Origin of the sequence: Pantoea sp. JGM49 (assembly GCF_018257655.1) — a bacterium.
Classification (GTDB): domain Bacteria; phylum Pseudomonadota; class Gammaproteobacteria; order Enterobacterales; family Enterobacteriaceae; genus Pantoea; species Pantoea communis.
In genome coordinates this window covers 1-25,841 of record NZ_JAERJM010000015.1, presented here as the reverse complement: position 1 = coordinate 25,841, position 25,841 = coordinate 1, and the positions used below count along the sequence as shown (strand labels likewise).

Below are 25,841 nucleotides of genomic sequence, written 5' to 3'. Positions count from 1 at the left end.
CGTCTGACAACAACCCGGCCTAAGCTAAATCAGGAACGATTTCATTTCAGGTGCCTACCTATACCTGTTATTCGATCGTTTCAACCCCCCCTGCCAAGCCAGGGATGTTCACCAGGTGCTTTCACCGTATATACCTATGAGTAGAGGCTGAGAAATACGACAATGTTAGCGGCAAAGGACTGTATACAGATCAATGTCTCCGCCCTGATTGCGTAACCCAACCATAACAGTACCGTCCGGACACATGGCAAAACCGTCGGCACCTTTTGAGTCATGATATGAAGTCTGTCCACCGTACTGGACTGCACCTAAAGAAAACCCGGCTTTAGTCCACACACCGGATTGGCAGGAAAGTATGGCGCCAGCGCTGTCGCGGCTTACAGACCCCCATGTGTCGCAGGATGACCCAGCGGTATTGACCTGCTGGAGCTTAACTATCCCGCCAATGACGGCATCATGTGCGCTGCGCAAGGTCCCGTTAGCCAGCACATCATTGTTCGCCGTTACGTTACCCGCCGCCGTTATGCTGCTGTTCGACGTGATGTTGCCGTTGGCGACCATGCTGCTGCTCGTGGTGATGTTCCCTCCCGCCGCAATGTTGCTGCTGGAAGTGATGCTGCCACCGGCATTAATGGTGCCGTTCGACTGGATACTCTGCGTGGCCGTGAGCCGGGCGGTGTTGACGTCGGCCGACGCGTTCAGCGTCTGAGCACCAACGGTTTTCGCGCTGCTGATGTCGTTGCTGCCCATGTTCAGCGTGGTGCCCATGGTGTTCAGCTCCGGATGCCCTGCCACGCTGTGACGGTACAGATAGTCATTAACCAGCGCGCCGTTGGAATAGAAGCCGGCAATCACCACGCTGCCGTCGCCCGGGTTATAGCCGCCAAACGCGGACAGGTTCTCCTGCCAGCTCCCGAGCGCCCCCTTCGCCACGCCGCTCTCGATGTAGCCGCCCGCCGGCCCGATGTGATTCGCGAGCCGGCGGGCGTCGCTGAGCGACAGCGTGGAGCCGCCGGTCAGAAACGTCATGGTGTGAAACTTATTTGCTGTCGGCTGAAAAATCAGCGTGCGGTAGGTGGCGGTGTAGGCGTTGGTCGACGAGTAGCCTACCGGCAGGTAGCCCGCGGTGATGAGCATCGGCACCGTCAGCGTGTAGCCCGATGAGGCGCTGCTGCCGGCCGCAATGGTCGCCTGCTGATCGGCGATATAGCGGTTCACCGCCTTCTGCACCGTGTTGGCCTGTCCGGCCGCCACGTTCATGCGGTATTCGTCCGCCGCCCACAGCGTGAGGGGGATAAGCAGCGTAACGATAATGACGGCGATGACCCCGTAGGCCACCGTTGCATCGGTGATTTGCGCAATGCCCCGCTTCATCCTGCTCATGGTCTAATCCTTAAAGTCATAGGTGATGGCGTTAAACTGGTCGTCAAAGTTGAACTGACCCGCCGTGATTTTGGCGCGGATGGTATCGGCCGTGGTGGCATGCTTCAGGTTGAAGCCGGTGATGTCCACCTGACGCTGATTATTGGTGGGGTTGACCCGCATCTTCTGGTGCGCCAGTACGTACAGCGTGCTGGCAATGTTGGCCTTGGCGGCCGGGCTGATTTCCTCACAGAACATCACGTAGCGCTCCAGCGCTTCCCTGGGGGACGCTGCATGGATGGTCGAGACCACGAACATGCTCAGGGAAGCCTTCAGCACCTCATGCGCCGTGGCGCCGTCGCGGATTTCGCCCAGCAGAAACGCTGATGCGCCCATACGATAAGCCTTGCGCGTGGCGCTGGCATAACCTTCGTTTTCACCGACCTCCAGCTGGATGCAGCGTCCGTCACCGTGACGGCCCTGCAGCAGCGTTTCCGCCGGGTCTTCAATGGACACGCCGAGGTGGCCGGTGACCGCGATTCGCCGGCTCAGAATGACAGCGGCTGAGGTGGTCTTGCCCGCCCCCATTTCACCAGCGATCAGTATCAGCCCCGTGGCGCCGGGGTGCTCCACGGAGCGGCGCAGCGGCGTGCTGAGGGGGATGTCAGCAAACGACGGCAGGACCGCCGGCGTCTGGCGCAGCACCAGACCGGTGCGGCCCAGCAGGTCGCGGGACACGGTGGCGCGGTAAAGGCGTCCGTCGTGAAAGCAGGAAAACTCGTTGCGACCGCTTTCCTGATGCCGGCGCTCACAGAGCGCACGCAGCGCCTGAACGTCGGCAGCAAGCGGGTCAGGCACGGAGATAAGCAGGCGCGTGGCGCCCACCATCCCTTTGATTTCGGCGTAGTCTTCACCGAGATAGAGATCGATAAAATCGGTCTCGCTGAGCGCGGTGGCGGTCATAGTCGGTCCGGATAAGGGCCGCCGCAGAACGGCGGCAGGGAGTTAGGACTTGGTGGTAAACGTCAGGGTGTTGTCACCGTCCACGCAAGCGGTGGCGGCGTTGGCCGCGGTGACCTCAGCGGTGTACGTGGTGTTGTTGATTTTAGTGGACGCGAGGTCCGCGGTGCCGATGCTGCGTGCGACCTTCACGCAGTCACGTTGCGGCAGCCCGGCATCGGTCACGATAAAGCCCACGCCGTTGCCCTTCACCGTCACCTGACCGCCTGACTTGTTGTAAATCAGGTTATTGGTAATGGTGTAGCTTTTTGAAATGCTCCCGCCCTTCACCAGCGCCGGCACGTAATCATCGGTACCGTAGCCGCTGGATGAGCGCAGGTTGCGCGTCTCGTTCATGACCGTGGTCACAAGCGTGACCTCGCTGGTGCTGTTCACGTAGAAATAGGCCAGCGCGCCGGCGGCCACCACCAGGCTGATGACCACGATCATAATGCCCAGCGAACTGATGGAGTCAGTAATGTTCGCAATACCCTTTTTTAACTTCTTCATTTCATCACCTTTAAGGAAACACACGGAAAGAAGCCGCGCGGCGTCGGGCCGCACGGCTGACAGGAAAATCATGGAGCGTTGAAGCGAACGGCCGTCCGCCTAGTTAAAGAAAAATGCCTTCTGGATGAGGCTGAACATGATGAGCATCAGCGAGGCGACCAGCACCCCGCACAGCAGCAGGCTGACGATGCGCAGGCGATCGCCCGTGCGCTCGACGCTGCTCACGGTGCGCTCAAGCCAGGTGGCCGCAAAGCGCTTCAGCGACCCTTCGCTGTTGCGGGTCTCGAACAGGCTCTGCAGCTTGACGATGGCGCGCTCGTCCGGAAACTCGTAGTCCGTTGCGTCCAGCGCCACGCCGAGGTTCTTTTCACCGGAGGAAATGGCCAGCTCCAGCGCGTCAAGACGCTCGTAAAGCCAGGCCGAACGGGTTGACGCCTTCATGGTGGCCACGGCGCGCTCCATCGGTATACCGGCTGCGTCCATGGCGTTGACGTTCATGATGAACGCTGCGCCGTGGATGCGGCGGTAAATGGACCACGGCGGGAAGCGATCGAGGAAGAAGCGCACGCGCCCGGTCAGCCTGGGCAGCGACCACACGACCAGCAAAACCACGCCGGCGAACAGCAGTAGTAGCGCCCACCACCAGTCAGAGAGCAGCAGGTAAAAGTAATAGACCGCCGTCTGCAGGCCGTTCCACTGGCTGAGCGGCACCGCCTGCATAATCACCGGCACCAGCATCATGCAGAACATCACCACCACGCCCACGGTCAGCAGCGTCAGATAAGCCGTCACGGCGACGGTCGACTTCACCGTGCCGCTGATGCGCCCGGTGCCGCTGGCAATATCCATGGCGTTAACGAAGCCGTCTGCAGGGCGCCCGGCCAGGTCACAGGATTCGATGATGCTGAGTTCCTGATCCGGTACCCACTCGCGCAGCGAATCCGCGAGGCCAAAACCGGCCCCGAGGTTCTCCGCACACTCGGTCAGGATCTGCGCCACGGCATCGCCGGGTTTCTTCCCGCGCCGGCTGTAGTTGTCGATAAGCTTCTGGTAGGTCTCTTTGACGCCGCGGCCGTCCAGCAGGTACTGACGGAAGTCGTCATAGATTTCGATGCGGTCCTGAGCGCTAAAGGTTGCCCGATATATCGCGCGGGCCAGCCTGTTCACAGGTCGCTCCCCGCTGTCAGCCGGGCATCCCGGTCCAGGTTGATGATGCGGCGGTGTGTCCATACCGGATCCGCCACGCCGCTGTTTATCAGCCGCAGCAGGTTCTGACACAGCGTTACGCCGCCGCGCTCAATCCAGTCAAGATAGGCTGCCATTTTGCCCTCACCGCTGTAGCGCCGCATAAAGCGGTTATCCGTTTCAATGACTTCGAATATTCCGGTGCGCCCGTGGATCCCCGTATGCCCGCAGCATTCGCAGCCGCCGGGATTACGGAGAAATACGCCGCGGGTCTGTGCGTGGGTCTCCACCATGTCCTGCATCACCGGGCTGACGCTGCCGCGCCCTTCCTGCCAGGGAATGCGGCAGTGCGTGCAGAGCAGCGGCACCAGGCGCAGGCCGACCAGGCATGAAATGATGGTCGGATCGAACAGCAGGTCTTCGTCGACCCCGAAGCGGCGCAGTCGCTGCAGAATATCCGCCGGCGAGTTGGTGTGGATAGTGCTCAGGACAGGCGCGCCGGTCTGAATGGCCTCAACGACGCCGTTCGCGGTACCCGGGTCGCGCACCTCACCGTTGTAGATGCGGTCAGGGTCCATACGCAGCAGGTTTTTGATCGCATCTGCAAAGGTCTGCAGGCCGAGCGGCGTCTGAAAGACGCCTTCGATCGGTGATTCGATGGGATCTTCCACCGACATGATGTTTTCACCCGGGTCCTCACGCGCCAGAAACTCGGCGGAGACCTGACACACCGTAGACTTGCCGTGCCCGGTCGGGCCGCTGAAGAAGGTCCCGCCTGAGCTGGTCAGCGCACGCCGCAGCATGGTTTCTTCCGCAGGCGTCAGCCCCAGCTGCTCGAAGTGCAGGCTCTGCTTGCGGCGGCTCACCAGGCGCAGCGCGACCGCCAGACGACCCTGGCCGCCCGGGCGGCTGGCAAAGCGGATGGTGCTGAGACCGTAGCCGTTCACAAACTCCTCGCGCACGCGCGCGTCGCAGGGCTCGGTAAAGCTCAGCGTGGTTTTGCTCTGCTCCTCGCTCATCGAGTTATACAGCGCGTTGACGAGGCGCGTGCCCCACTCTGCCGAATGGGAGTGCATCGGCCGCAGGTTGCCGTCAATGCGGTAGAGCACGCGCGTGTACTTGTGCTCGATGCGGATATGAATGTCCGAACCGCGCAGGGCGGTCGCCTCGGCTATCATGCCGAGAATGAGGTTCTGAAAGTCGCTTGCCCCCGTCACGCTCTCACTGCGGTCGCTGAACTGCTGCGAAATCTTCTCGAGCTCCTCGCGGTTACACCAGGTCACGCCCGGGTTAAGGCCCTGGCTGCGCAGCTGCTCGCGCAGCTCGAAGTACTCGGTGCTGGCGTCCAGCTCGTTCAGCACGTAAAGGCAGTGAGACTGGTTCTGCTCGTCGCGGATAAAGCGGACGCTCTCGCGGATTGCCGTGGAAAAAGGGCGGCCGCCGGCGGGCGGAGCAAGCGGCAGCAGGGTATGGGTTTTTTCACTCAGGTTCATCATGACGTCACCTTAGTTCAGGGTAAAGACGCGGCCGTCAGGCGCGCGCTTAATGACTACGCCGCGCATTGAAACGGATACCACGGTGTAGCCGCCGCTGACGCTGTCGCCCGGGCGCACCTGGGTGCTGCTGCCGTCCGTAAAGCTCAGCGTGGCCACCGTTCCTGCCACCTTCTCAAGTACCGGCAGGGTGCTGGCCGGCGCGGTTGCTGCCGGCGTGCCCGGAGGGCCGCCAGGCACCGCGGTGGGGGTGACCGGTACAGCAACGGTGTCAGCCTGCCCCGCCGCCATTTTTGCCTTGTTGTAGGCGGCCTGCGCGTCGTAAAACACGCGGCCGCTCTGCAGGCGATCGAGGTCGCCCACCGTTTTAACGTCCGCTTCCGCGCGCGCAAAGCCGCAGACCAGCAGCATCAGCGCTGCATACTTAACGTTTTCCATAGAGCGATCCTGAGATTTTATAACGGGTTGAGCCGTCGGAGGTGTTGATGCCCACCGTGACCTGCGAGAGGCGGATACCGGTGAAGCCAGCGCCGGCGAAAATGTCGCGGGGCGGGACGTCGGTTTCGGCAGAGAACTGATATTCCTGCCAGTCCTGCAGCGGCAGGTCTTCCCCTTCGCTGTTCTGCTTCACGTCTTTAATCGGCACCGCCGACACGGCGAGGTCGATGTTCAGGGACTGGAAGCGGGAGATAAACTGCATCAGCCGTTCATCCACCGGCACCATCGGGTCATCCCCCTCCGGCTTCTGCGTCTGAGGCAGCGTGAACGAGGTCTGGCTGCTGTCGGCAAAGCTGAACACCGGCGTGACGCCGAACAGCATTTTCACTGCGGCGACATAGTCAGCGGTGGTGGCCGCCGAGTTGGTGCGCCGGAGGGACTGCACGCTGACGTCACCCTGCGCGCAGACTACCGTGACGGTCATCCAGCCCTCGATGGAGAGCGGCACGCGGTCCAGTACCTGCTGGCACTGCCCGACAAAGGAACCCACCGAAGGCTGCTCCGTCCACGGGTGGCGGAAGCTGTCCAGCGCTGCCTTGTAGCGCGCCTGTTTGTTCAGCTCGGCCTGACGGGCCATCTCCCGCTGCAGCGCCACGCGCGCCGCGGCTTCCCGCTCGCCCTCCACGTGCAGCCAGAACCCCAGTCCCGCCAGCGCCAGCGCGGTCACCGCCGCCGCCGCCATCAGCTGCCCCCGGGTCATGCCCCATGTCAGCGGACGCAGCCGGAAATCCTTGCTCAGCTGCTTCGGCGCCAGCACCGACTCCAGGTCTAGCGGCGCGGTTACGCCGGCGACAGCAGGATCGCCGTACACCGGCACCTCCAGGTCGCCCTTGCTGCCGCGCAGTTCGCCCCGCAGGTCAATGAGCGTCTGACGTAGCAGCTCTGCCGCGTAGACCTTATCGGACCACGGGTGAATCCCGCCGCGCTCCGTCTTGCCGACCAGCGTGTACTGCAATGTGCCATCCGGCCCCTCACCCAGCGGCACCACGGCAATGCAGCAGCCCTCAAGCAGCGAAGCCAGCGCCACCGTCAGCGAGAAGGTGCCGCGCAGGCGAAGCCGCGTTTTGGGCGCGAACCCCGCCTGAATGCTGTCGCTGCGACGTACCGCCACGAGATCCAGCCCCTGCGCCTTACCGACGCGGCGTATCTCCTTCATAGGGTTACGCTGCGCGCGTATGGTCTGCCAGGTGAGGCCCACCACAAACCGGCGCTGATTGATGGTCATCACGCGGATATCGCCAGGGTCCTGCGCGGGCGCCGGCGTCTTCCTGTTTTTCTTCATGATGGTTACCTGATGTAAGGCGTGACGGTAATGACGAAGGACTGGCGGGTCCGGTCGCCCGAGCGCTGTCCGCCGGTTATCTGGTTATCCGGCGACAGCTGGCCCTGACGGTTCGAGGTCGCCACGTTCTGCTCCAGCCCGCTGATGACCACGGTCTGACCGGGTTTCAGCCAGACGCGCTGCGGAACGGAGCGGGAGTCCACTTCCGGCGCCTCCAGTTTCTCGGTGTCCGAGCTGATTTCGCGCAGCTGGATGAGGCTGGAAATGTTAAGGAACATGTTCAGCATCATGCGATCGCCGCCGTCGAGTATTTTCGGGAAGATGGTGATGTTGGTTCCGGTGGTTACCGAACCCGGCGTCAGCGTCTGCGACGGCAGCGTGGTGCTGCCCGTCGAGTACACCGTCGTGGAGACGCTCTTGAGATAGGCTATCTGACGCCCCACCACCACGGATGCGGAGGCCATGTTTGTGGTCATCAGCGGGATCGTACGCACGTCCGCCACCTTCGCCTGTTTGGACAGGGCGTCAAACAGGAATGAAGAGCCCGCAAACTGACGCGCCGCGCCGGTGGCCGTATCCAGCACCGAGAAGCTGACCGAGCCCGCGTCGGCTACGGTACCGGACGGTCCCGCCAGGTTAATACCGTACTTGCCGGCCAGCGTCTTGTAGATAACGTTCCAGTCGATGCCGACCGCATCGCTCGTTTCGGTGTTGACGGTATAAATCACCACCTTGAGGTTAACCTGCCGGCTCAGCGCTTTGTTCTCAGATGTCAGGTATTCCCCTACGCGGCGCACCACCTCCGGCACGTCGGTAATCACCACGGTGCCCGTGGTCTTGTTCATATCGAGGCGCCCTACGCCCGGCGTCAGCATGCTCTCCGCCGTGGACTTCAGGTCGTCATACAGGTTGTTGCCCATGGCGACGTCGGACTTGAGGCTCGTGCCGCTTTCGCCGGAGACGCCGCCGCTGGAGCTGGATCCTGAGCTGCCGGAACCCGTGCCACCGTCGGAGCTGCTGCTGTTGGACACGCCGCTCACCACCGAGCCGGTCAGTGCGTATTTCGCGTCAGAAGGCTCGATGTCAAAACGCGCCGTCTGCAGGTAGAAAAACGTGACCATCCCGTCCTCGTACTTCCACGATATCCCCAGTCGCGCGGTCACGATATCCAGCAGGCCACCGAGGTTGCCGGTGTAGGTTACGCCTGAAAAAGTGCGCGAGGTACCGCCCGCAGGTGCCGCTGCGCTGGCCGTGGTGCCCGTGCCGAACGAGTCCAGCGGACGCATGTCGCCGGCGGTCGGAAGCGCGGGCGACGGCACGCTGGTCAGACGCTGAGTCGGCGAGCCGCTCTGGCCACCACCGCCTCCCAGCGCTGCTGCCGCATCGGGCGTGACGCGCGTGCGTATGTGGCAGACCGTTGCGATGTCCTGGCTGAACTGCCAGATGTCCTGCGGCTTGACGGCCCGGTACGGCATGTTGCAGTTCACCACCTCACGGGGGGCGTCGTACTTTGCAACCGGCAGCGGCACGGGGCTCACGTACTGGCTGTTCTGAAACTGCACCACCGGGCGGTTTTCCGCTGCCTGACGAATGAGCCCGGAGGCCTCATCGGCGGTGCTGCCGGCCGAGCGCTGAACGTCATTGATGCGCTCCAGGGCGCAGCCCTGCAGCAGCGTGCTGCAGATCAGCACGGCGAGCGTGGATTTTCTTAGCATAATTATTCCTGTGGCGAAGACGGAGACGAAGTGGACGGGGGAGCGTCGCTGATGACGACGAGGCACTGCTGTCGGTAGCCGCTGACAAACAGCGGCACCTGTGCGCGGTGCCAGAGGTTAAACAGCTGCGCCGTCGCATCCTCAAAGCTTGCCGCATGAAACGTCAGAGTGTAATCGATCGGATAGTTGGTGCCCGTATCCCACCGGACCGTCCATTTTGGCTTGTCGGAGGAACAGGCTTCCTGTGACACCCACTGCTCATAACCCTGACGGAGCGTGGTGCCCCGCTCAATTTTCCAGATGCGCACCGCGGGCTGTGGCTTGACCACGGTTTTCACCGGTTCACCGGTCGGGCTGATTACCGCAGTCCCGGCCTTATTTCCGCGGAAGGGGTTCCGGCCGGTGGTGGGTAACGGCGTAGCTTTCACCGCGCCCGCTGCTTTAGCGGGCGGCACCGATTGTGCTGCAGCTGTAGCAGCATGTGCGGTCTGCGCACGCTGTGCCGGCTCAACCGTTACTGTGTGCGTCTTTTCATTGACGGAGACCTTCAGGCCATGCGCGGCCAGCATCTTGTCCGCAACGTACTGCCAGCGGTCATTGCCCGTCCAGCGCCACAGCTCCGGCGCGTCGGCGGAAACGGCCTTATCGAACACCACGGTCTGTCCGGGCGGCACGATTTTACGCAGGGCTGCGCGCAGCGTGGGCGCCGCACCGTCCTGACGGATAAAGCCGTCGGCAGGTCCGGCGCCCGGTGCTGAGGCAGGAGGTGAAGACGCAGGCTTAACCGTCAGCGCGGAAGCTCCGGTGATACCCGGCGTCAGTGGTGTGACAGCTTTCGCGGCGGGCAAAGCCGGCCGCTGAGCCGCGGGCCCGGTCTGATGCACCCGGTACTGCATGGCGCTGATGTCGGCCGCGCTGCGCGAGAGCATGCTGTCCACCACGCTGCCCGAAGGCGGCCCGGTGTAAACAGCAGGCTGCGCGCAGCCGGTCAGCAGCAGGACCGGTATCAGCCCTGCCCGTTCGGTAAATGACATAGAGAGAACTCCGGATAACTCAGGGCTGCACCGTCTCTGCGGCGGCCGGAGCCGGACCGGCAAAAACCGTGCGGGAAGGCAGGCGAACCTGCCGGTCAGTAGGGGTGTCGTGGCGCCGGGTGCCTCCCGGTGCTCTGGCCAGACTGACAGACGCCAGAGCGGCATGACTTAGACTTGTCGCATCGAATTAATAAGCAATAAGACGATGTCAGTCTGACCGCGTGCGCTGGCCGCAGGTCCGCCACAACGAAAAGCGCACTGACCGGTCTGGGCGAGTGCGCTTTGCGTTGTGAAGAGAAATATTCAGGTTCAGCCCGACGAGTTTCCGGGCTCCGGTTCAGTTGGCGCTGATAATCCAGATAAGGAATCCGTTATCCATGTAAATCCAGGATAATAAGACCCGCCGTCAGGCGGCGGATGCAGGGGTCTGCGATGTGATCAGAGTCGGAGCAGGTGTAACGACAGAGGATGACTCGCATTGTTCAAACCAGAACACAACGGGTTCGGCTTTGACGTGACAGAGTCCGAAACGCAGAGCCGTGCGAAAATTAGCGCTGTGACGCTGAGCCCGCTCAACCTGCTCGGCGAGCAGCGCGCGAAAGGCTTCCGGCGAGGCATTGCCCTTAGCGGTGCGGCATTCCTTACACACTGGCGCAATGCCACCCTGCACATAGTCCTCGCCAATAAATTCTGCGTGCCACTCGCGGGCAGGCAGCTTGCTGCCGCAGAAGGCGCAGCGCCCTCTGAACTGCTCACGCAGCGCTTCCCGTTTTCGTTTTGTAAGATTCATGTTATCCCCTGATTGTCCTCTGAATACGTCCTGCATCTCACAGATGCCTGTTATGTAATATCAGCTCGGTCAGAACCGCACCGGGCTGACCCACTCAGTGTGAGTGGGCCCGCACAGACTGCTCTGCGTCATCTTTGCGTATGTGGCGTAGTACGGCAGGGAAACCTGTTCGCGCCTTCAGTTCACTGAAGGGCTAATCATCACCAGTTGCAGGGGGCCCGACGGATCGCCCCGGGGCCTACAGTGGCTACGTCGAACTGATTCGCAGGGAGAATAATATGAAACTGGTTAACAACCCGTTTGCTGCTGCGCGTGTGCGCAACGCTAATACACTCCGGAAATTGAATTTCCGGAAACCGGCACCGCGAATCCCGCAGGTGAATCCAGAAAAGGTGTATCGAACTGACTCGTTGGGATATGGACGTACTACCCGACATTCCGACTTTGAGTTGTGCCCGTCAGTGAAATAAGCGACCTGGAATGCCTGCCTCAGTCGCTTATAACCTGCCCCGTAAAGCTGTGGGTTCCCCTGATGTGATTCTGGCCATGACATAGCCTCCGGACGTCTTCCGCGCACCAGAACTGCATGCCGGCAAGAGAGGACCTTGAGATCAGGGTTTCGGGCACATTGTTAAAGAGCGGAGGCGGTTTTCGGGCAAAAAAAAAGCCCTGCGCGGATGCGCATAATTTCATTAAAAGGAAAGCCAGCAGTAGCTGATGCTGACTGATAATTTAATTGTTGGTTGCTTCGCTGTTGTCAGCGCTAAACCGGCGCCCTGGTGTGGCTAGGTCAGTAAACGACTTAAGATGATCTTCAAGACGCACAAGTGCCTCTTTGGTATTGCTGCGACCGGAACGGTCTGCGGCCTGGCTCAGCATAGCGGTCATCTCCGGGGAGAGGCGCAGCAGGACTTGCATTCCCTTTTCTTTGTTAATGTGAGCAGGCATCTTTGTTCTTCCGTAACCGAATGTATGGATCGTGTTAGCAATGTAAGCATTAAATAAGATTGGTCCTAATATGCGCAATAACCTAAATGAGGTCATTGACAAAATGCATAATTGATGATTTAGGGTGGGCTTTCTCTAAGTGCAGGTTAAAATCCAAACTTGCAGAATAAAAAACTGAGATAAAAAAAATGTGGCCCATATTTAATGGGTCACATTTATTAGAAAAATTAAGATATTGTAATACTGGCCAGATAAGACTCGAGCCTTACTAAAACAATTATCCTGAGAGTCTGAAGAGAATTAATGTTCATTATCCGTAGAAAGTTATCAATGGCCTTCTGCACCTGACTATCATTCACTAAAAATGCGGAACAGATGTTATCCATCGTCTCACCTGAACAAAAAGCGCACATCAGCAGGGAATGGTTGATATCAAGCTCAGGAAAAAGTCTGAAGGAATTTTGCTCTCCGCGAGTTGATGAAAGAAATGTCTCGATATCAAATTTGAGAGATGAACTTCTCTTTTTACCTGTTCTGATAAGGTAAAAAGCATTGAACATGAGACGAGTTAAAAAAACCGGGCGGATACTCTGCACTGTATAAAGTTCAAGATTGGCCTGTGCCTTCTCAAGGGTTTTTTTTATAGAAACAGGCGATTTCCCCCTTATTTCTGACACCTCATGATATGTAGCACTCGTTGAGAAGATAAAACAGTTTTCAGCCTGAGTTTGAGACAGTTGAGGAAAAAGGTTGATCGCTTTTTGAAAATGAATAGGATCCACGGCAGCCATGGCAGCCTCCCTGTAAGGTTGTTATGGTTAGCTGGTTGTACAGGGGTCCAGCCTGTGCAATCAGCGACTAAGTACTTCAATTTGGCTTATGTCTCTTCTGTTAATCTCCTCATGGTCGTGGTAAATCTCTGATAACGCGAGCAGGAGCGTTATCCGGCTCATTTGAATCATAACGAGGCACTGACTCCATCTCCGCAGCATTATTGCGGTACTTCTCACGGAACCACGCCTCGGTGACGTCAATTCTGTCCTGCTGGGCTTTATTGCCTACACTGAACCGGTGGACTGGATTATTAGCATTTAGTACCGCGCCGCTGTCCAGCAGGCGTGTCACCGACGTTTGCTCACCATTGATCACTGCATTATCGCCTGAACGACGTGCGGTGACTGCAGCGGCAAGCCACCAGGTTTCCTGATCGGCTTCATTTCGCGGATACACTTCCACCCTGTCACCATAATCAGCAACCTCGGTTATTCCGTTGCGCTGGTATTCCACGCATCCGTCTTTGCTGAGCCTGACATCATGTGTCGGGTTACGAAGAAGTGGAGCATCATCACCCGGGCCAAAGGAGACAACGGCGTCAGGAGAATGAATTTGAGATCCACGCTGTTTTGCATTGCGCTTCTCACGGTAAGCCCAGCCACGCATCTGACTCAGTGCAGCAACGTCACCTTTCACCGCTTCGCGTTCAACCCACGACTTCCAGCTCAGCGGACGGTTTTCTCCGGTCTCTTTCAGAGTCTGGCGTTCTTCTCGCAGCTGCAGGCGCAGTTCGGCCATGGCCTTCATCTTTTCAAACTCAGCCACGCGGTACATCAGCTTGCGCATCAGCGGATCCCTGACGCTTTCGCGGACGTGAGCCTTGGCCACCACGCAGTGAGACGCAATCTGACGGAACCGCTCACCCGCGCGCAGGTCAGGTTTGTCCCAGCCAGTTCGGTAAGCATCGTAACGTGCGCGCAATATGTCACGCGCTACCGCGCGGGCTTCCCTGCGTTCACGACGGGCTTCCTGATCGCGCACATGCAGCTGCGGCATATAGAATTTATCAACGACGAGTATCCCGGCTTCATGATTATCAGGATCGGATGCAGGAGGTGCCGGTTGGTATTCTCCCCAGCGCTTCACCATAGCCGTATGGCTGATAGCAGGGTGAACGTCAGACGCTTTCACTCTGATGCCTTCCGGGTTCAGAAGATCGTAGACAGCGAGCCCACCCTGCTGCTCGCGCAGACCGAGTCCGCGCGTGTAAAGCACGTTATGGACCAGCGGCCAGTCCAGACAATCCTGTTCTGCAAAGTCATTCAGCATCTGACGGGTTTCGCGAACGGCATAGCCATGCAGGCTTTCTTTATCAGAGAAGATTTCACGCTTAGCCGCGCCGCGCGGGGTTGCTGGCATATCACGGCGGGTACGGTGAAGGTCACCATACGCATCCATATGCCAGCTACCGTTATCGACTTTAAAGCCGAATTCGCGCTCCAGAACGCGGCAGCACTTCTGCAGCTCGTCGGCGTCGTTCCACATGTTTTGCGCGCGGAACGTCGACGGATGGACGCGGTTAGCCGATACGTGACAGTGGATATTGTCCGTGTCTCGGTGGATGGCGGCGACGTACTGATGTTCTTCCATACCCAGCTGTTTGAGGCTGTACCGGACGGAGCGGAATACCGCATCGGGTGACGGGTCTTCGTCGCCCTGCCAGGACAGAATAAAATGATACACCGCATCTTTGCAGTGGCGGTTCTGCGAGGCCGTATGGTTCATTTCGGACGCGGCGGTATCCAGAGACCAGCAGTTGGTTTCACACAGCACTTCACCGGAGAGCACGCGCTGAATGCCCTCGGGTGAAGTGCTGACAATTTCTGTTGCCGGTGCGGCGCGCTTACGTCCGACGTAATCAACCAGCTGACCAAATCCCGGCGTGGCGACGTATTCAGTTCCCGCAGTATGGGCCGCTTCATTCGAGACGACTTCACCCGGTTTCTTTTCCTCCCGCGTGCTCACGTAGCTGACCAGCTTCTTAAAGCTGGTCTTCTTATCGCGACGCTTTGGCGGGATGATAACGTTCATCAGTCTTTCATGTCCTCAACCGGCACCGGTGTCATGTCCAGCGCGTTAATGGCGTGCTTGATGCTGGTCAGCACCTCAGAAAACTGGTGGCTCAGCTCGGTGGTCATACTCGTCTGCATCTGGGTGTACAGGTGTTTCTGCAGGCCCCCCAGACGCAGCAGCTCGTTCATCATGCGAATGTCAGTACGTACGGTAATGCGACGATTCAGTGCCGTACGGCGCAGGTATTCGGAAGTCGTCAGCCCGGCGGCGACGGCTTTCTTGTTGATGGCCTCGTACTCCGCCTCTGTGCAGCGGCACTTGACCAGTTTTTCCCTCTGACGCTTTTCGCTTTTCGACATAACTCAACCTTGGCACATTACACGGGTCTCGGGGCGGAGCCCTGAGCAGGTCGTTTTGGGAATCACTGCCAGCGTGCTGGCGGTGTTCACAAAACATTTCCTGTCCCGTCTTTAATCAACTGTTTGTATTTTGCCACTTAGCTGCTCAGAAGTAAACCAGCGTCATGTGAGGTGATGGGGGTGGAAATGGTGGTAAAAATCCAGCAAAATCGGGTCTTTACCATTGCGAAGGAAGAAATGAGATGGCGGTACGTAATGTTTTCACGCAGGAGCAGCTGGATGAGGCGCGCAGGAATCTGGAAAATCTCCCGGATTTGACGCCGCAGCGCATCACCAGAGAGGCGGCACTGGAAAATCTGAAGGACACTATTCTGGTTCTGGCAAAAGAGAAGGGTTACACGGTTTCGGATATCAAGTCGGCGCTGGATGCCATGCAGTTTCGTTTCAGTGAAAAGGCAATTTCCGCTGTGGTGAACGAGGGAAGTGGAAAGAAAAAACGGACTCCGCGTAAGGCGGAGGCAGTACAGCAGAAAATCACGCCGCAGGAAAACCAGCCTGCATCATGAAAATATCCGGCGGGTTGGATACGCGCCTGCCGGACTATTTTTTACCAGTTGTGGACGCTGAATCCTTCAAGTAGGTCAGCATCAGCGTCGAAGTGAATCATCGAAGCCCGGCGCTTTTCAGACAGAAAGGTGACAACGTGACAGAAGTCATCCGACAGCCCTGCCCCCCTGAGTATCCCAATCGTGTCCGAACTTGCTGAAAGGCGGATCAGAAAACCGTATCGCGTGGGATGTATCCAGTGACAGGCACCCTCTTCACCGCTCACCCTGGGTGATATTGAGTCCAGAATCTCAGAATCACTCTGCGTCATGTGCGCATTACTGATAACCGCACAGCGACAGATTTCCGGTTCATTTGGCTTACTTTGAAGAGCATTTAATGAAGTCATTTGTGCAGACCGTCTTAATGACGGCTTCCGATATTGTGTGATTTTAATTTCGCTTGGTTCCGTGAACAGGCTCGATTTATTGCCCGCTAACGGAATGTTATTTTTCTTTTCAGGAGCGCAGAACCGTGAAGCCAATGTCAAAGTCATACACCGCTAACGGGTAGCGAACACCGACGTAAATTTTACGCCCTTCCGGTTCCTCGGTGGGCTCATCAATGACGGTCAGTGCCTGAAACTCATGCCCCTGAATGCCGCCCGGTCCGGTGAATACGCCCCAGCGACAGATGTAGTCAGCAAGGTCGTTGAACTGCTCCTGCGTGAGCGGTTTGTCATCCACACTTTCGCTGTTTTCCAGCTTCTGAACCGCATCAGAAATGGCGCGTTCGGGGATGTTGTAGATTTGCGTGTATTCCTCATTTGTCAGCGGGCGGCCGAGGCTGAAGGAAACAGAGTCTGCAACCAGATCCGCATAGCCTTCGTGCGAACTGTTCATGCCTTCCGTAATATCTGTGATGGTCATATTCATTTCATTCAGTCCCACTGTGCATGTTCATCGGATTCCTCATCGAAGTGCATCCGGGCGGTATTGAGTATGCTTACAAATGTGATGGCACCATCAACCGGCCAGCAGTGCGCGCACAGGTGCATAATGTCCGTCAGAAGATCGGTGACGGCGGTTTCTGCGGGTTCGGTGCTGTAGCCGATCCCCGTCTGCTCCGCGAAACCCAATAGTGCGGATGCCGCCAGGCTGATGCGGCGGGCGTTATCGTTCACCTCTTCAGAAGCTTCCGCACGCTGCGATAGCGCCTGTAAATCAAGGATGGTGAACGTTTCTTCAGAAGGTGAAGCGGTTAGTGAGTTAATAGATTCGGATTTCATTGTGACGACCTCTGTAATGCTGTGACGCTCAGAACGGGACGGAAAAACAACGTCATGAGGCCGGTTTTTCTCCGGCCCCTCTGCGCATCAGGCGCAGATTTTCCGGTTATAAATCACCTTTAAATCGGTGTATCCGGAACCCTCACGCAGTGGTTCCAGCCGCACCACGTTCTCCGCCACGCCGTTCATGGTCAGCACGCGCTCGATGCCTGCGTGCCAGTCTTCCTCCTCGTTCAGCGGAAACCAGAGGTTATTATCCATTCCACTCAGCAGCGGATCGGAGCAGACGTGCACGCCGCGACCGTGTCGGGTATTTTCAGTGACTGTTACGGTCAGTTCGCCGCGCACCTGACGCGTAAATGAAGCGCGTACCAGCTGCGTAACCACGTCGTCCCAGCTCCACTCCTTATCATCCGGGACAGGCAGTTCGACGGAGCGCAGGGACTTGCACCCCGCGCGCGCCATGCTCTGCGCCAGCCCTAATACGGAAGGCTCACCGCAGCTCGCGTCCGCGCCGGTGATCCAGTTGCCGTGGTGATAAAACGCTTCGTCGCCGTTATCCAGGCGGATAAAGGTGTATTCGCCCAGCACGCGGATGATGTCGTTCTGCGTCACGGGTGCCAGCGCGAAAGGTAAATTCATGTGCGTTGCGATGCTCATGGCTGCGCCTCCATCAGGTTGTTTACGGTGGTCATGAACTGCTGCCACAGGGCAAAGGGCATGGCGGGCACGTGCGCCAGCTGGCCATTACGCAGGGCATTTACAAAAGTAAGTGCGTGTGCGACGATTTGCGGGTCAAAATTCATAACTTCTCCTTAGTGCAGATTTTGATGAGGCAGCCAGGTGGGACTGGCCGCCGTAATGAAGCAGGGGCAACCCTGCTTTTTTACGCCTGTACGTTACTGCCCTGCTCCAGCTCTGCGGTCAGCCACTGGCTCGCCTTCAGGAATGCTTTTTCCCCCTGAAGCCCGAAGTGCGCCAGCGCGATGCGCCCGGCCTCCTTCCACACTTCTGACTCGTCAGCCGGAAGCATCACCTGATTTTCCGGCACCCGCTGCGCCACGGCCCCGGCCAGGTTGTTCAGGATATGGGCCATAAACTCCCGGCGCTGGGTGAGCGTGATCGCGACGTCATTCAGGTCGGTCAGCGCCGTCAGCTGGCCACGCAGGGACTGGCGCACGCCCTGGCTGTTGATGTACCTGCGCATCCAGTAGCCCGCATCATGTTCAAAATCAAACGAGCGCCAGATAAGCGCGCCTGACGGCTCGCGCACGACCAGGCGAAAGTGGCTGCCCTGATCGTCCTCAATGAAAACATTGCTGAAAGCGGCCGTGACGTGAGTGGCCTGCTCGCGCGAAAATGCGCCGTCGCCCAGCGCCGCGACGCAGCGCATTTCGGTGGTGGTGCCCGTCTGGGTTGAAGTCATGATGTGCTCCTGTCTGAAATTAATGATCCGGCTGACCGCCGCGCGGTGCCTGAAAAGCCCTTCTCTGACGCGGGTTTCTTCTTTCCGGTCTGGCCTTTCGCGGCAAAGGGCAAAGGAGCAACGACGAAGTGAGGGCATAAAGGGGCGACGACAAAAAGTTTTTGCGGCCCCTGGCGAAAAGTTTTTGGCGGCGTGCACTTCACCCCTTTCTGCCTGAACCGGCGGTGCTACGACCAGCCCTCCGCGCAAGGGCTGGCCGGAATGCAGAGGAGCGTCAGAAGGGAAGTTTCAGACCGCCCCGCGGGCCTTAAAGGCCCGGCGGGGTTTTGCCGGGACGGTGAAAGCGGCGGCGAAGCCGGCAGCAGCCGTTGACCTCAGCCATCAGACCCTAGCCGTCAGGCACGGAGCGCGGCCCTTCGCGTTCCGGCGGAGCTTACCGGCTTTGCCGGTTAGCGCAGTAGGGCTCGACGACCCGGCTTGCCGGGGAGCCGAAGGGGGCCATGTTTTTGCTGTGGCTGTGGCTGTGGCTGTGGCTGTGGCTGTTAAAAGGTATTTTTATGCGGCAGGAAGTCAGAACTGACTGGAGAAAAACAGAAGCTGAACCGGGTCTGGAGATGATGGCCATACGCATCCGGGCGGAGAGGACCGGTGCGCCAGCACCGGTTTTCCCGGCCCGCAGGGCGGCGGTGTTGCCTTTCCAGGCTGGCAGAAAGCACCAAGCAAAACCGCGCAAGGCGGCGCGGTGTAAGGTTATCTTTCGCAGGGTTACTTGCCGGGCCGTTCCTGTGCAGTAGCGGCCAGCACGCCCGGATGCGGGGGAGTAAACATCGTCATCAGGCATCTCCTCGCGGTAAAAGTGCAGCGGTATGCTCTTTAAAGCTGCGCCAGCGTCTGCAGGGTTTCCGGGTTCTGCTGCACCATGCGGATCAGCAGTACAGCCTGAGCGTTCGGCTTAGCCCTGCCCTGCTCCCAGTTCTGATAGGTGGTTTCGCCCGTGTGCAGGTAGTGCGCGAAAACGGCCTGTGACAGGTTAAGTTTTTCGCGCACGTCGCGCAGCTCCTGCGGCGCGATGGTGACGGGCTCGCGCTTGCTTACCTTGTAAGTCTTGAGCGTAATTTTTCCGTCCTGGTGATCTTTCAGCTCCTGCATGCCGGTCATCAGCTCACTGAAAATGTCGCGTTCAGTCATGTCTCAGCCCCTTTTTAATTACGTTCAGCGCCGCCGCCAGGGCGTCGCGCTGCTGTTTGGTCAGATCGTCACGCTGATCTTTATCGTAGATGGTAAACAGGATGAACTGGCCTTTTTCGTTGGTCCAGTAATAGATAACCCTGATCCCGCCACGGGTGCCCTTGTTTCGTCGCTCGTCCCGGAACCGGACTTTACGTAACCCGCCCGTGTCCGGGATCAGATCACCTTTTTCCGGGTCGGCCAGCAGCATGCTCTGAAACAGCCTGAACTGGTCATCATTCAGATAGTCGGCCCGGTATTTCTGAAAGGTAGAAAGCTCAATAAATAACGCGTGCATGGTTAGTTCCTGTCCCCAACTTAAGGACATTATATCCCCATATTGGGGATAGTTCAATATTCATCAGTCACCTGTTCCTGATAAGACTGCGCCGTCAGCTTGTTTGGCACCAGCCAGCGGTTCATGCCCTTCTGCGCGCTGTCCATGTGCAGCGATCGCAGGTGAATTTCTCCCGCCACTTCACAGGCAACGTCTCCGGCATACGGCTGCAGGGTTTCCAGGCCGTTCAGCGACGGAAAGCGCCGCGCCCACGCGGCGATCATGTTCTTCAGATCGTTTTCCGGCACGCTGTCACACCAGGCGGCGAACCAGCCGCGCAGGGTCTCCGGCGTGCGAAATGCCAGCTCAGTTTCAGCCTGACGGATGCGGTTCTCCAGCTGGCGTTCCTGATAGTCGGTGCCCAGCCGTTCCCGCCGCGCCGCGTGGCTGACGGACTTATCTGCAGCGTGTTTTACACGTTCTGCCCGGCGGAAAACGGCCTCCGGAAACAGCGTGGTGGCCAGTTCGCCCGGCAGCGGCAGCGGGCACACCTCGCCCGACGTGCTGAGGAAAATATCCAGCGCCCCTTCCCACTCCGGCAGCGGCGCGCGCTTTTCGCGCGGGCGCAGGTAGATGCCCCGGATGCGGTTCAGTGCCTGGACGCTGACGCGGCTCCTGCCGCTCAGCTGCTTCATAAACGCGGCGGCGTAGGGATGGCGGGCCAGCCGCGTCCCCCGCTGCTGCGCGTGCTCAACCGCCGCGATGGCCTGCAGGGCGGCCTGACGTTCGGGCAGCAGGGTGACCAGAGAAAGTGATTTTGGGATCATGCGGCGTGCCCTCCCATCCGAAGCGCGGCGACCAGCTGACCGGCACCGGTGAAGCCCGCCCGCGTGTACTCTGCAATTTTTTCAAGCGTGGTGCGAAGCGTTGCAGGTTCAAAACGATAGCCAGCGCTCAGCGGGACGCGTGACCGGGTGCGCGCATCCGTCAGCAGCGCGCACCAAACGGGCGAATCGGCCGACGGGCTGACCAGCTCGACGGCAAGCCCGGCGGCATCGGCGAGGGTCAGCCGCAGGTGTACGGGATAGGCTCCGCCCCATTCGCCGCGCATCTCGCAGTCTGTGCGCCAGTTGTCCGGCAGCTGCAGCGCGTTCAGTACGGCACCGCTCAGGCGCTGGCGAAATGCTTCGCCCCGGTTGCGGTAGGCTTCAAAATCGCAGCCGGTGAAGGCCTGCAGGGTGTAAAGCGTGAATTTTTCTTCCTGGGTCATGATGTTCTGCTCTGTCTCGGGGTTCAGTTTCCCGGCCCGTTTAGCGGGCCGGTGCGGTGTCCGGCAGGGTCGTCCCTGCCAGCCGGGCCGGGTTTAATCCGGCTTGTACGCCATGAGGCGCACCACACAAACCCCGGTTCCCGCAAACATCCCCTCCATCGGCGCGGACCAGCTGCAGTCCCAGCCCGGCAGCAGGTTTTTGCGGTCGCTGCCTGCGGGCAGGATGGCCGCCAGGCGTCCGCCGTTCTTCACCAGATCCGCCGCCGCGTTCAGGTGCGCCACGGCGCGGCCTTCACTAAACGGCGGATTCATCACGACAACATCAAACCGCTGATCGGTCACCGGTGCCCACGCCAGAAAATCGGCTTCGATCACGTTGTGGCCTTTGGCCTCCAGTACGCGGCAGTGCAGCGGCGAAATTTCCACGCAGGTGGTCTGCGCCTTCGGCATCAGGTCGGCCAGCCCTCCCATGCCCGCGCTCGGCTCCAGGCAGGTTTCCCCCTCGCGGATGTCCGCCTCATCGAGCAGCTGCGCGGCAAGTTCGCCCGTGGTCGGGTAAAACTGATGCGTTTTCAGCTCCGGCAGCGCGCCGGAAAGCTGGATATCTTCCAGCGCCGTGGCCGGGTCGTAATCGAATTCGAACCAGGTAAAGGCGTTAATGTTCATCTTTACGCCGCCCAGGCTCAGCAGCACTTTTTCCGCTTCCGCGCGCGCAGCCGGGTTCTCATCCGAATAGCCCTTAAAGCGGCGGTTATAGGGGTTTGTCGTCACGGGCGGGCGCGGCTCTTCCCGGCGGTTGCGCTGCTCTGGCTCGGTGCGCTCTGTCTGGAGGTCACCGAGCACGCTCAGTACGGAAAACGGCAGGAGGTTTGTGTGCAGCTCAAAGGTTTTCGCCTTCGTGCGTGGCTTCTGGCGGTGCTCCGCCGGAATGGCCGCCGGGTGCAGGAAGGCCAGAATGTCATTCAGGCGCCAGGCCATATCCGGGTGAATTTCAAGATGAATGGTGCCTTTCTGGAAGGCTTTGACGCGCAGCGCGCCCCCGTCGATGGTAATCCACTCGCCCGAACGGTCGCGCGCAATTTTTAAAATTTTGTTGGTGGTGTTCAGGCCGGTTGCATCGCGCCCCATGAATTTCGCGATCACCTTGCGCAGGTCGTCCACGTAGCCGGTGCGGTCGTAGTTGCACGTGCCCCACTGATCGAACATATATTCAAGAATCATGCGCTTGCTGAAGCCTTCCGGGCGGTTGGTCACGTGGCTGCGCGACAGGCTGCGGAAAATACCGTCAACGCGCTCGGAGAAAAATTTCTGCCGTGAGAAAAGCAGCTCGGTGAGCGTGGCACGCACGGCGTTCTCCTCAAAATCCGGCGCTTTCATCTCATGGATCTGATTGTTCCACTCATTGCGGCGGTCGTTGGGCATGTACTCGTAAACGTCGGTCAGGCTCAGCGCCTGCTGCCAGAAATCGGCATTCAGTGACGCCAGCGCGCCGGGCAGGTCAAACAGCTTCGACACGGGCGGCACGTGGTAGCCCCGGCTGCCGTGGAGGTTGCCTCTCAGGAAGTGCCCCACGGCCTCATGATTGTCACCGCCGCGGATTGATACGGACAGGTCATTCAGCTTCGTGCGCAGGAAGTTATAACGACCCAGCAGGCTATCAATCAGATCGGTTTCAACGGGCGCAAAAAAGGTCTCTGAAATGACTTCCCCGACAGCGTTGATAGGGGCGCGGTCGGCGGTCGCATCAGGGGTGACGTTTACGAGTGTATTTTGCATGGCATAGCTCCTTAAATCCGGCTGAATGGGTGCAGCACGCGCTGCGGACCCGAAAAAGACCTTCTCTGACGCGGGTTTCTTCTTTCCGGTCTGGCCTTTCGCGGCAAAGGGCAAAGGAGCAACGACGAAGTGAGGGCATAAAGGGGCGACGACAAAAAGTTTTTGCGGCCCCTGGCGAAAAGTTTTTGGCGGCGTGCACTTCACCCCTTTCTGCCTGAACCGGCGGTGCTACGACCAGCCCTCCGCGCAAGGGCTGGCCGGAATGCAGAGGAGCGTCAGAAGGGACGTTGCAGACCGCCCCGCGGGCTGGCCTTGAAGGCCCGGCGGGGGTTTGCCGGGACGGTGAAAGCGACGGCGAAGCCGGCAGCAGCCGTTGACCTCAGCCATCAGACCCTAGCCGTCAGGCACGGAGCGCGGCCCTTCGCGTTCCGGCGGAGCTTACCGGCTTTGCCGGTTAGCGCAGTAGGGCTCGACGACCCGGCTTGCCGGGAAGCCGAAGGGGGCCATGTCCCGGAAGTTTGTTCATATTTTGAGTGTGTTTTCAGTGATTCTGCCCGAGCCGGCGCTGGTTTGACTCCAGAAGGACTCGCCTGTCACGCTGAAAAAATTCGGGATAGTTACGAATTATCACAAGCATGAAAAAATGTATGCAATTGAATTTAATAACAAATAATGTGCCATCACTCTCTGTTAAGTTTCCCCATTTAACAGACTGGCCAGGAATTCGAATAAGGCCACCGAGACCGGGGCCGCAGGCGCGGGAACCGGGGCCGCCGCGAAGGCGGCAGAGGTTTTTCGCCTTTACCGGGGCGCCCATACGAAACGAAAAAAAGCGCTATAATTCAGACGGACATAGAGCACTGCCTTTCTTCTTTATGGTTAAGGATTAACCCGTAGCCGTTGCCGACGTTCCGGTTCCGTTATGAAGCGCCCCTGTCACGGGGCTTTTTTTTCTAGTTATCCGGGCTTCCGTGCCCGCCCCGGTTAACCCTTCAGCGCGTCCATCACTTTTCTGATGGCTTCAAGCTCCTGCGGGAAAAACCGCTTTGCGCTGCCCTCGCCGTTCTGCGCATCTTCAAGCCGCATAAAATCACCCGCAACCCGCAATACCTGAGTCAGCGCGACTACGGGCACGCTGACCTCCCGCGCCTGCTGCTCCTCATTGCGCAGGTTGTTCAGCATTTCGCGGACACGATCCTGGCCTATACCGTATTCAAAGTGATAGCCCTCATCACCAATGGCGCTGAGCACCCTGTCCGCCTCGTCCTCCGTCATCTCCATACATTCGCCACAGTTCATCACATCGGCTTGTGTCCAGACCAGAACGGCGACTGACTGCTCATTGCCGAAGTCATCTGCCAGATTTTTACAAACATCGATAACGCTGCCGTACATCATGTATTTTTCTCCTGTTAACGGGGCGGCCAGAGCCGCCCCGTAGGTTAATCAGTCCAGCGCGGCAAAAATCGCGGCGGCTTCGGGGTGGGCAAAGGCGTAGTCGGTCAGCTGGCGGTGACGGCGGCAGTACAGCGCGCACAACTCTGTGTCATCGTGGCGGTCATACATCCAGCTGCGGTGGTTCAGCACCAGTGAGGTGATCACGATGCCCGCCGCCTCGCTGCTCAGGCGCACATCGCTGTGGTTTGCCGGGTTAACGAAACGCCAGGTTTCCTCCGCTGCGGGCTTCATGAAGCCACCGCCGGACGGCAGTTGCGCGAAGTCCCACACGCCGCCGTCGTAGTCCGCCAGGAAACGATCGGCGTACAGGTACACGTTGTTTTCGGCGCGCATGAAATCGTCGCCGAACAGCGCGGGCAGGAAACGCAGGCGCACGTAGCCGTCAAGGACGCGCGCGGACTCAAAAGCAGGGGTGGCAGTCTTCATCAGAAATCTCCGCAGTCAGGGTGGTTAACAGTTCCGGCCTGTGCCGTGACTGAATGACAGCCCGGCGAAAAGCGGAGTGTTCAGGAGCGGTGACGAGGCCGCAGCGCAAGCGAACGGAGGCGGGATTACGGACGGCGCAGACGCGAAGCATGAGCGGAGGCGCGACGGGAGTAAGCGCGCCAGAGAGAGTGCGAACGGGGGAGGAGACGAGCTTGCGCCTCTTGAACACGCAGCGGCCGGGCTAAAGTGAAGTCACGGCACCGGCCGCAGACCGCACGGTTTTTATTCCCCCGCCGCAGGCGGCATCAATGAGGCGCGCAGCAACATCCATATTGTCTTGTCCACATCCGGGGTGCATATCCGCCCCGGAACCCTGTGGATAAAACTGGCCCTGCCGTGCGCCGGCAGGGGTGCAGAGCGCTGTTCGATTTTTAATCAGTCACACCCTCAGGTGTTTCTGTATCACGGCCGCGCGGCAGTACAGTTCAACCAGGTCATTATCGATCCCCTCAATCAGCAGGCCAGCCATACGCTGCTCGCGGCTGGCGCCCTGCCAGAGGTGGCGCGCAATCATGTCGCGCAGGCGCAGATGAAATTCGTACAGCGACTCTTCCAGGTCGGCCACGTCGGCCGCCAGGGTATCGTTATCAGGGTGCATAGTGTGATCGTTCATCGTGTTCTCTCCGTTCATCAGGCCGCGCGGGCGTCGCGGTGGGCATACAGGCGGCGCAGGCCGGCCGCGTGGTACTGTTCCATCAGCTCGATACCAATCCAGCGGCGGCCGCACTCCTGGGCGGCCACGCAGGTCGAGCCGGAACCTGCAAACGGGTCCAGAACAATGGCGCCGGGCTGCGTGAAGGTCTCAATCAGCGGCCGCAGGGCGCTGACCGGCTTTTCGGTCGGGTGATGGCGGTTGCCGGTGTACTCCCACGGCATCACATCCGGCAGCGGCTTTGCCGGCAGCGCCGGGCGCCCTTTGGCCAGCACGTAGGCGCTTTCGTGCTGGTAGCCGACGAAGGCCGATTTTGAGGCGTAAGGCTTGGTGAATACGATGTGGCCCACCACGCGGAACCCGGCCGCCTTCCATGCCTGCATAAAAATGTCTATCCGGTTCCAGCCGTAGAA

29 protein-coding genes and 1 pseudogene are annotated in these 25,841 nt (G+C 59.3%); 2 read left to right on the top strand and 28 right to left on the bottom strand.

Annotated elements, in window-relative coordinates; genetic code table 11:
• Positions 1 to 165 precede the first annotated feature (165 nt).
• From pilV to mobA, 14 genes are all read right to left on the bottom strand, one after another.
• Positions 166 to 1,383, bottom strand: a complete 1,218-nt coding sequence (gene pilV / locus JK231_RS21465) for a shufflon system plasmid conjugative transfer pilus tip adhesin PilV (RefSeq protein ID WP_211729432.1) — start codon at positions 1,381 to 1,383, stop codon at positions 166 to 168.
• 3 nt (positions 1,384 to 1,386) lie between these two features.
• On the bottom strand, positions 1,387 to 2,325 hold the full coding sequence (locus tag JK231_RS21460; RefSeq protein ID WP_211729431.1) for an ATPase, T2SS/T4P/T4SS family: 939 nt from the start codon (positions 2,323 to 2,325) through the stop codon (positions 1,387 to 1,389).
• A 42-nt stretch (positions 2,326 to 2,367) separates the two neighbouring features.
• Positions 2,368 to 2,871 carry a type 4 pilus major pilin gene (locus tag JK231_RS21455; RefSeq protein ID WP_058970016.1) on the bottom strand — a complete coding sequence of 168 codons (504 nt, stop codon included), beginning with the start codon at positions 2,869 to 2,871 and terminating at the stop codon, positions 2,368 to 2,370.
• Between the two features lie 99 nt (positions 2,872 to 2,970).
• Positions 2,971 to 4,038: a type II secretion system F family protein gene (locus JK231_RS21450; protein WP_211729430.1), complete on the bottom strand. Its 1,068-nt coding sequence runs from the start codon at positions 4,036 to 4,038 to the stop codon at positions 2,971 to 2,973.
• Positions 4,035 to 5,552: an ATPase, T2SS/T4P/T4SS family gene (locus JK231_RS21445; RefSeq protein WP_249221777.1), complete on the bottom strand. Its 1,518-nt coding sequence runs from the start codon at positions 5,550 to 5,552 to the stop codon at positions 4,035 to 4,037. The genes JK231_RS21450 and JK231_RS21445 overlap by 4 nt, the downstream gene beginning before the upstream one ends.
• Positions 5,553 to 5,561: 9 nt before the next feature.
• The gene (gene pilP, locus JK231_RS21440; RefSeq protein WP_211729429.1) at positions 5,562 to 5,987 is read right to left on the bottom strand and encodes a type IV pilus biogenesis protein PilP; all 426 of its coding nucleotides are present in this window, start codon (positions 5,985 to 5,987) and stop codon (positions 5,562 to 5,564) included.
• Entirely contained in the window at positions 5,974 to 7,329 is a 1,356-nt protein-coding gene (gene pilO2 / locus JK231_RS21435) for a type 4b pilus protein PilO2 (protein ID WP_211729428.1), read from the bottom strand. The genes pilP and pilO2 overlap by 14 nt, the downstream gene beginning before the upstream one ends.
• 5 nt (positions 7,330 to 7,334) lie before the next feature.
• Positions 7,335 to 9,044 carry a PilN family type IVB pilus formation outer membrane protein gene (locus JK231_RS21430; RefSeq protein WP_211729427.1) on the bottom strand — a complete coding sequence of 570 codons (1,710 nt, stop codon included), beginning with the start codon at positions 9,042 to 9,044 and terminating at the stop codon, positions 7,335 to 7,337.
• A 2-nt stretch (positions 9,045 to 9,046) separates the two neighbouring features.
• On the bottom strand, positions 9,047 to 10,078 hold the full coding sequence (locus tag JK231_RS21425; protein ID WP_211729426.1) for a TcpQ domain-containing protein: 1,032 nt from the start codon (positions 10,076 to 10,078) through the stop codon (positions 9,047 to 9,049).
• A 406-nt stretch (positions 10,079 to 10,484) separates the two neighbouring features.
• Positions 10,485 to 10,868, bottom strand: coding sequence for an HNH endonuclease (locus tag JK231_RS21420; protein WP_211729425.1), 384 nt, complete (start codon positions 10,866 to 10,868; stop codon positions 10,485 to 10,487).
• Positions 10,869 to 11,600: 732 nt separating this feature from the next.
• A complete protein-coding gene (locus JK231_RS21415) occupies positions 11,601 to 11,786 on the bottom strand; it encodes a TraY domain-containing protein (protein WP_249221776.1) in 186 nt (61 codons plus the stop codon).
• Positions 11,787 to 12,043: 257 nt separating this feature from the next.
• Positions 12,044 to 12,607, bottom strand: coding sequence for a hypothetical protein (locus tag JK231_RS21410; RefSeq protein ID WP_211729423.1), 564 nt, complete (start codon positions 12,605 to 12,607; stop codon positions 12,044 to 12,046).
• A gap of 109 nt (positions 12,608 to 12,716) precedes the next feature.
• On the bottom strand, positions 12,717 to 14,681 hold the full coding sequence (traI, locus tag JK231_RS21405) for a TraI/MobA(P) family conjugative relaxase (RefSeq protein WP_211729422.1): 1,965 nt from the start codon (positions 14,679 to 14,681) through the stop codon (positions 12,717 to 12,719).
• A complete protein-coding gene (mobA, locus tag JK231_RS21400) occupies positions 14,681 to 15,022 on the bottom strand; it encodes a plasmid mobilization protein MobA (RefSeq protein ID WP_211729421.1) in 342 nt (113 codons plus the stop codon). Before mobA ends, traI begins: the two co-directional genes overlap by 1 nt.
• Positions 15,023 to 15,264: 242 nt before the next feature.
• Between mobA and JK231_RS21395 the strand changes: the two genes are divergently transcribed.
• On the top strand, positions 15,265 to 15,588 hold the full coding sequence (locus JK231_RS21395) for a hypothetical protein (protein WP_211729420.1): 324 nt from the start codon (positions 15,265 to 15,267) through the stop codon (positions 15,586 to 15,588).
• A gap of 498 nt (positions 15,589 to 16,086) precedes the next feature.
• Here JK231_RS21395 and JK231_RS21390 read toward each other — a convergent pair whose 3' ends face one another.
• The 5 genes and pseudogenes from JK231_RS21390 to JK231_RS25765 all read right to left on the bottom strand — a co-directional run.
• Positions 16,087 to 16,497, bottom strand: coding sequence for a hypothetical protein (locus tag JK231_RS21390; protein WP_211729419.1), 411 nt, complete (start codon positions 16,495 to 16,497; stop codon positions 16,087 to 16,089).
• An 11-nt stretch (positions 16,498 to 16,508) separates the two neighbouring features.
• Positions 16,509 to 16,856 (bottom strand): hypothetical protein, encoded by a 348-nt coding sequence (locus JK231_RS21385; RefSeq protein WP_211729418.1) that lies wholly within the window; start codon positions 16,854 to 16,856, stop codon positions 16,509 to 16,511.
• 87 nt (positions 16,857 to 16,943) lie between these two features.
• The gene (locus tag JK231_RS21380) at positions 16,944 to 17,516 is read right to left on the bottom strand and encodes a hypothetical protein (RefSeq protein ID WP_211729417.1); all 573 of its coding nucleotides are present in this window, start codon (positions 17,514 to 17,516) and stop codon (positions 16,944 to 16,946) included.
• Complete coding sequence (locus tag JK231_RS21375) at positions 17,513 to 17,662, bottom strand: succinate dehydrogenase flavoprotein subunit (RefSeq protein ID WP_211729416.1); 150 nt, start codon at positions 17,660 to 17,662, stop codon at positions 17,513 to 17,515. The genes JK231_RS21380 and JK231_RS21375 overlap by 4 nt, the downstream gene beginning before the upstream one ends.
• A gap of 365 nt (positions 17,663 to 18,027) precedes the next feature.
• Positions 18,028 to 18,249 (bottom strand): annotated as a pseudogene (locus JK231_RS25765) (DUF905 family protein); the annotation flags it as partial.
• A gap of 533 nt (positions 18,250 to 18,782) precedes the next feature.
• Here JK231_RS25765 and JK231_RS21365 point away from each other — a divergent pair.
• Positions 18,783 to 19,076 carry a hypothetical protein gene (locus JK231_RS21365; protein WP_211729414.1) on the top strand — a complete coding sequence of 98 codons (294 nt, stop codon included), beginning with the start codon at positions 18,783 to 18,785 and terminating at the stop codon, positions 19,074 to 19,076.
• A gap of 79 nt (positions 19,077 to 19,155) precedes the next feature.
• Here JK231_RS21365 and JK231_RS21360 read toward each other — a convergent pair whose 3' ends face one another.
• The 9 genes from JK231_RS21360 to JK231_RS21320 form a co-directional block, all read right to left on the bottom strand.
• The gene (locus tag JK231_RS21360; protein WP_045834423.1) at positions 19,156 to 19,470 is read right to left on the bottom strand and encodes a type II toxin-antitoxin system MqsA family antitoxin; all 315 of its coding nucleotides are present in this window, start codon (positions 19,468 to 19,470) and stop codon (positions 19,156 to 19,158) included.
• A complete protein-coding gene (locus JK231_RS21355; protein ID WP_211729413.1) occupies positions 19,463 to 19,807 on the bottom strand; it encodes a toxin in 345 nt (114 codons plus the stop codon). Before JK231_RS21355 ends, JK231_RS21360 begins: the two co-directional genes overlap by 8 nt.
• 53 nt (positions 19,808 to 19,860) lie before the next feature.
• Positions 19,861 to 20,613 carry a plasmid SOS inhibition protein A gene (locus tag JK231_RS21350; RefSeq protein WP_211729412.1) on the bottom strand — a complete coding sequence of 251 codons (753 nt, stop codon included), beginning with the start codon at positions 20,611 to 20,613 and terminating at the stop codon, positions 19,861 to 19,863.
• Entirely contained in the window at positions 20,610 to 21,056 is a 447-nt protein-coding gene (locus tag JK231_RS21345; protein WP_211729411.1) for a conjugation system SOS inhibitor PsiB family protein, read from the bottom strand. The genes JK231_RS21350 and JK231_RS21345 overlap by 4 nt, the downstream gene beginning before the upstream one ends.
• A 93-nt stretch (positions 21,057 to 21,149) precedes the next feature.
• Positions 21,150 to 22,832 (bottom strand): DUF4942 domain-containing protein, encoded by a 1,683-nt coding sequence (locus tag JK231_RS21340; RefSeq protein ID WP_249221775.1) that lies wholly within the window; start codon positions 22,830 to 22,832, stop codon positions 21,150 to 21,152.
• 984 nt (positions 22,833 to 23,816) lie between these two features.
• Positions 23,817 to 24,230 (bottom strand): DUF1380 family protein, encoded by a 414-nt coding sequence (locus JK231_RS21335; RefSeq protein ID WP_211729410.1) that lies wholly within the window; start codon positions 24,228 to 24,230, stop codon positions 23,817 to 23,819.
• A gap of 48 nt (positions 24,231 to 24,278) precedes the next feature.
• Positions 24,279 to 24,716, bottom strand: a complete 438-nt coding sequence (locus JK231_RS21330; RefSeq protein ID WP_211729409.1) for an antirestriction protein — start codon at positions 24,714 to 24,716, stop codon at positions 24,279 to 24,281.
• 439 nt (positions 24,717 to 25,155) lie between these two features.
• Complete coding sequence (locus tag JK231_RS21325; RefSeq protein WP_211729408.1) at positions 25,156 to 25,389, bottom strand: hypothetical protein; 234 nt, start codon at positions 25,387 to 25,389, stop codon at positions 25,156 to 25,158.
• A 17-nt stretch (positions 25,390 to 25,406) separates the two neighbouring features.
• Positions 25,407 to 25,841 (bottom strand): DNA methyltransferase (locus JK231_RS21320; protein WP_249221774.1); only part of this gene is annotated, 435 nt, incomplete at its 5' end.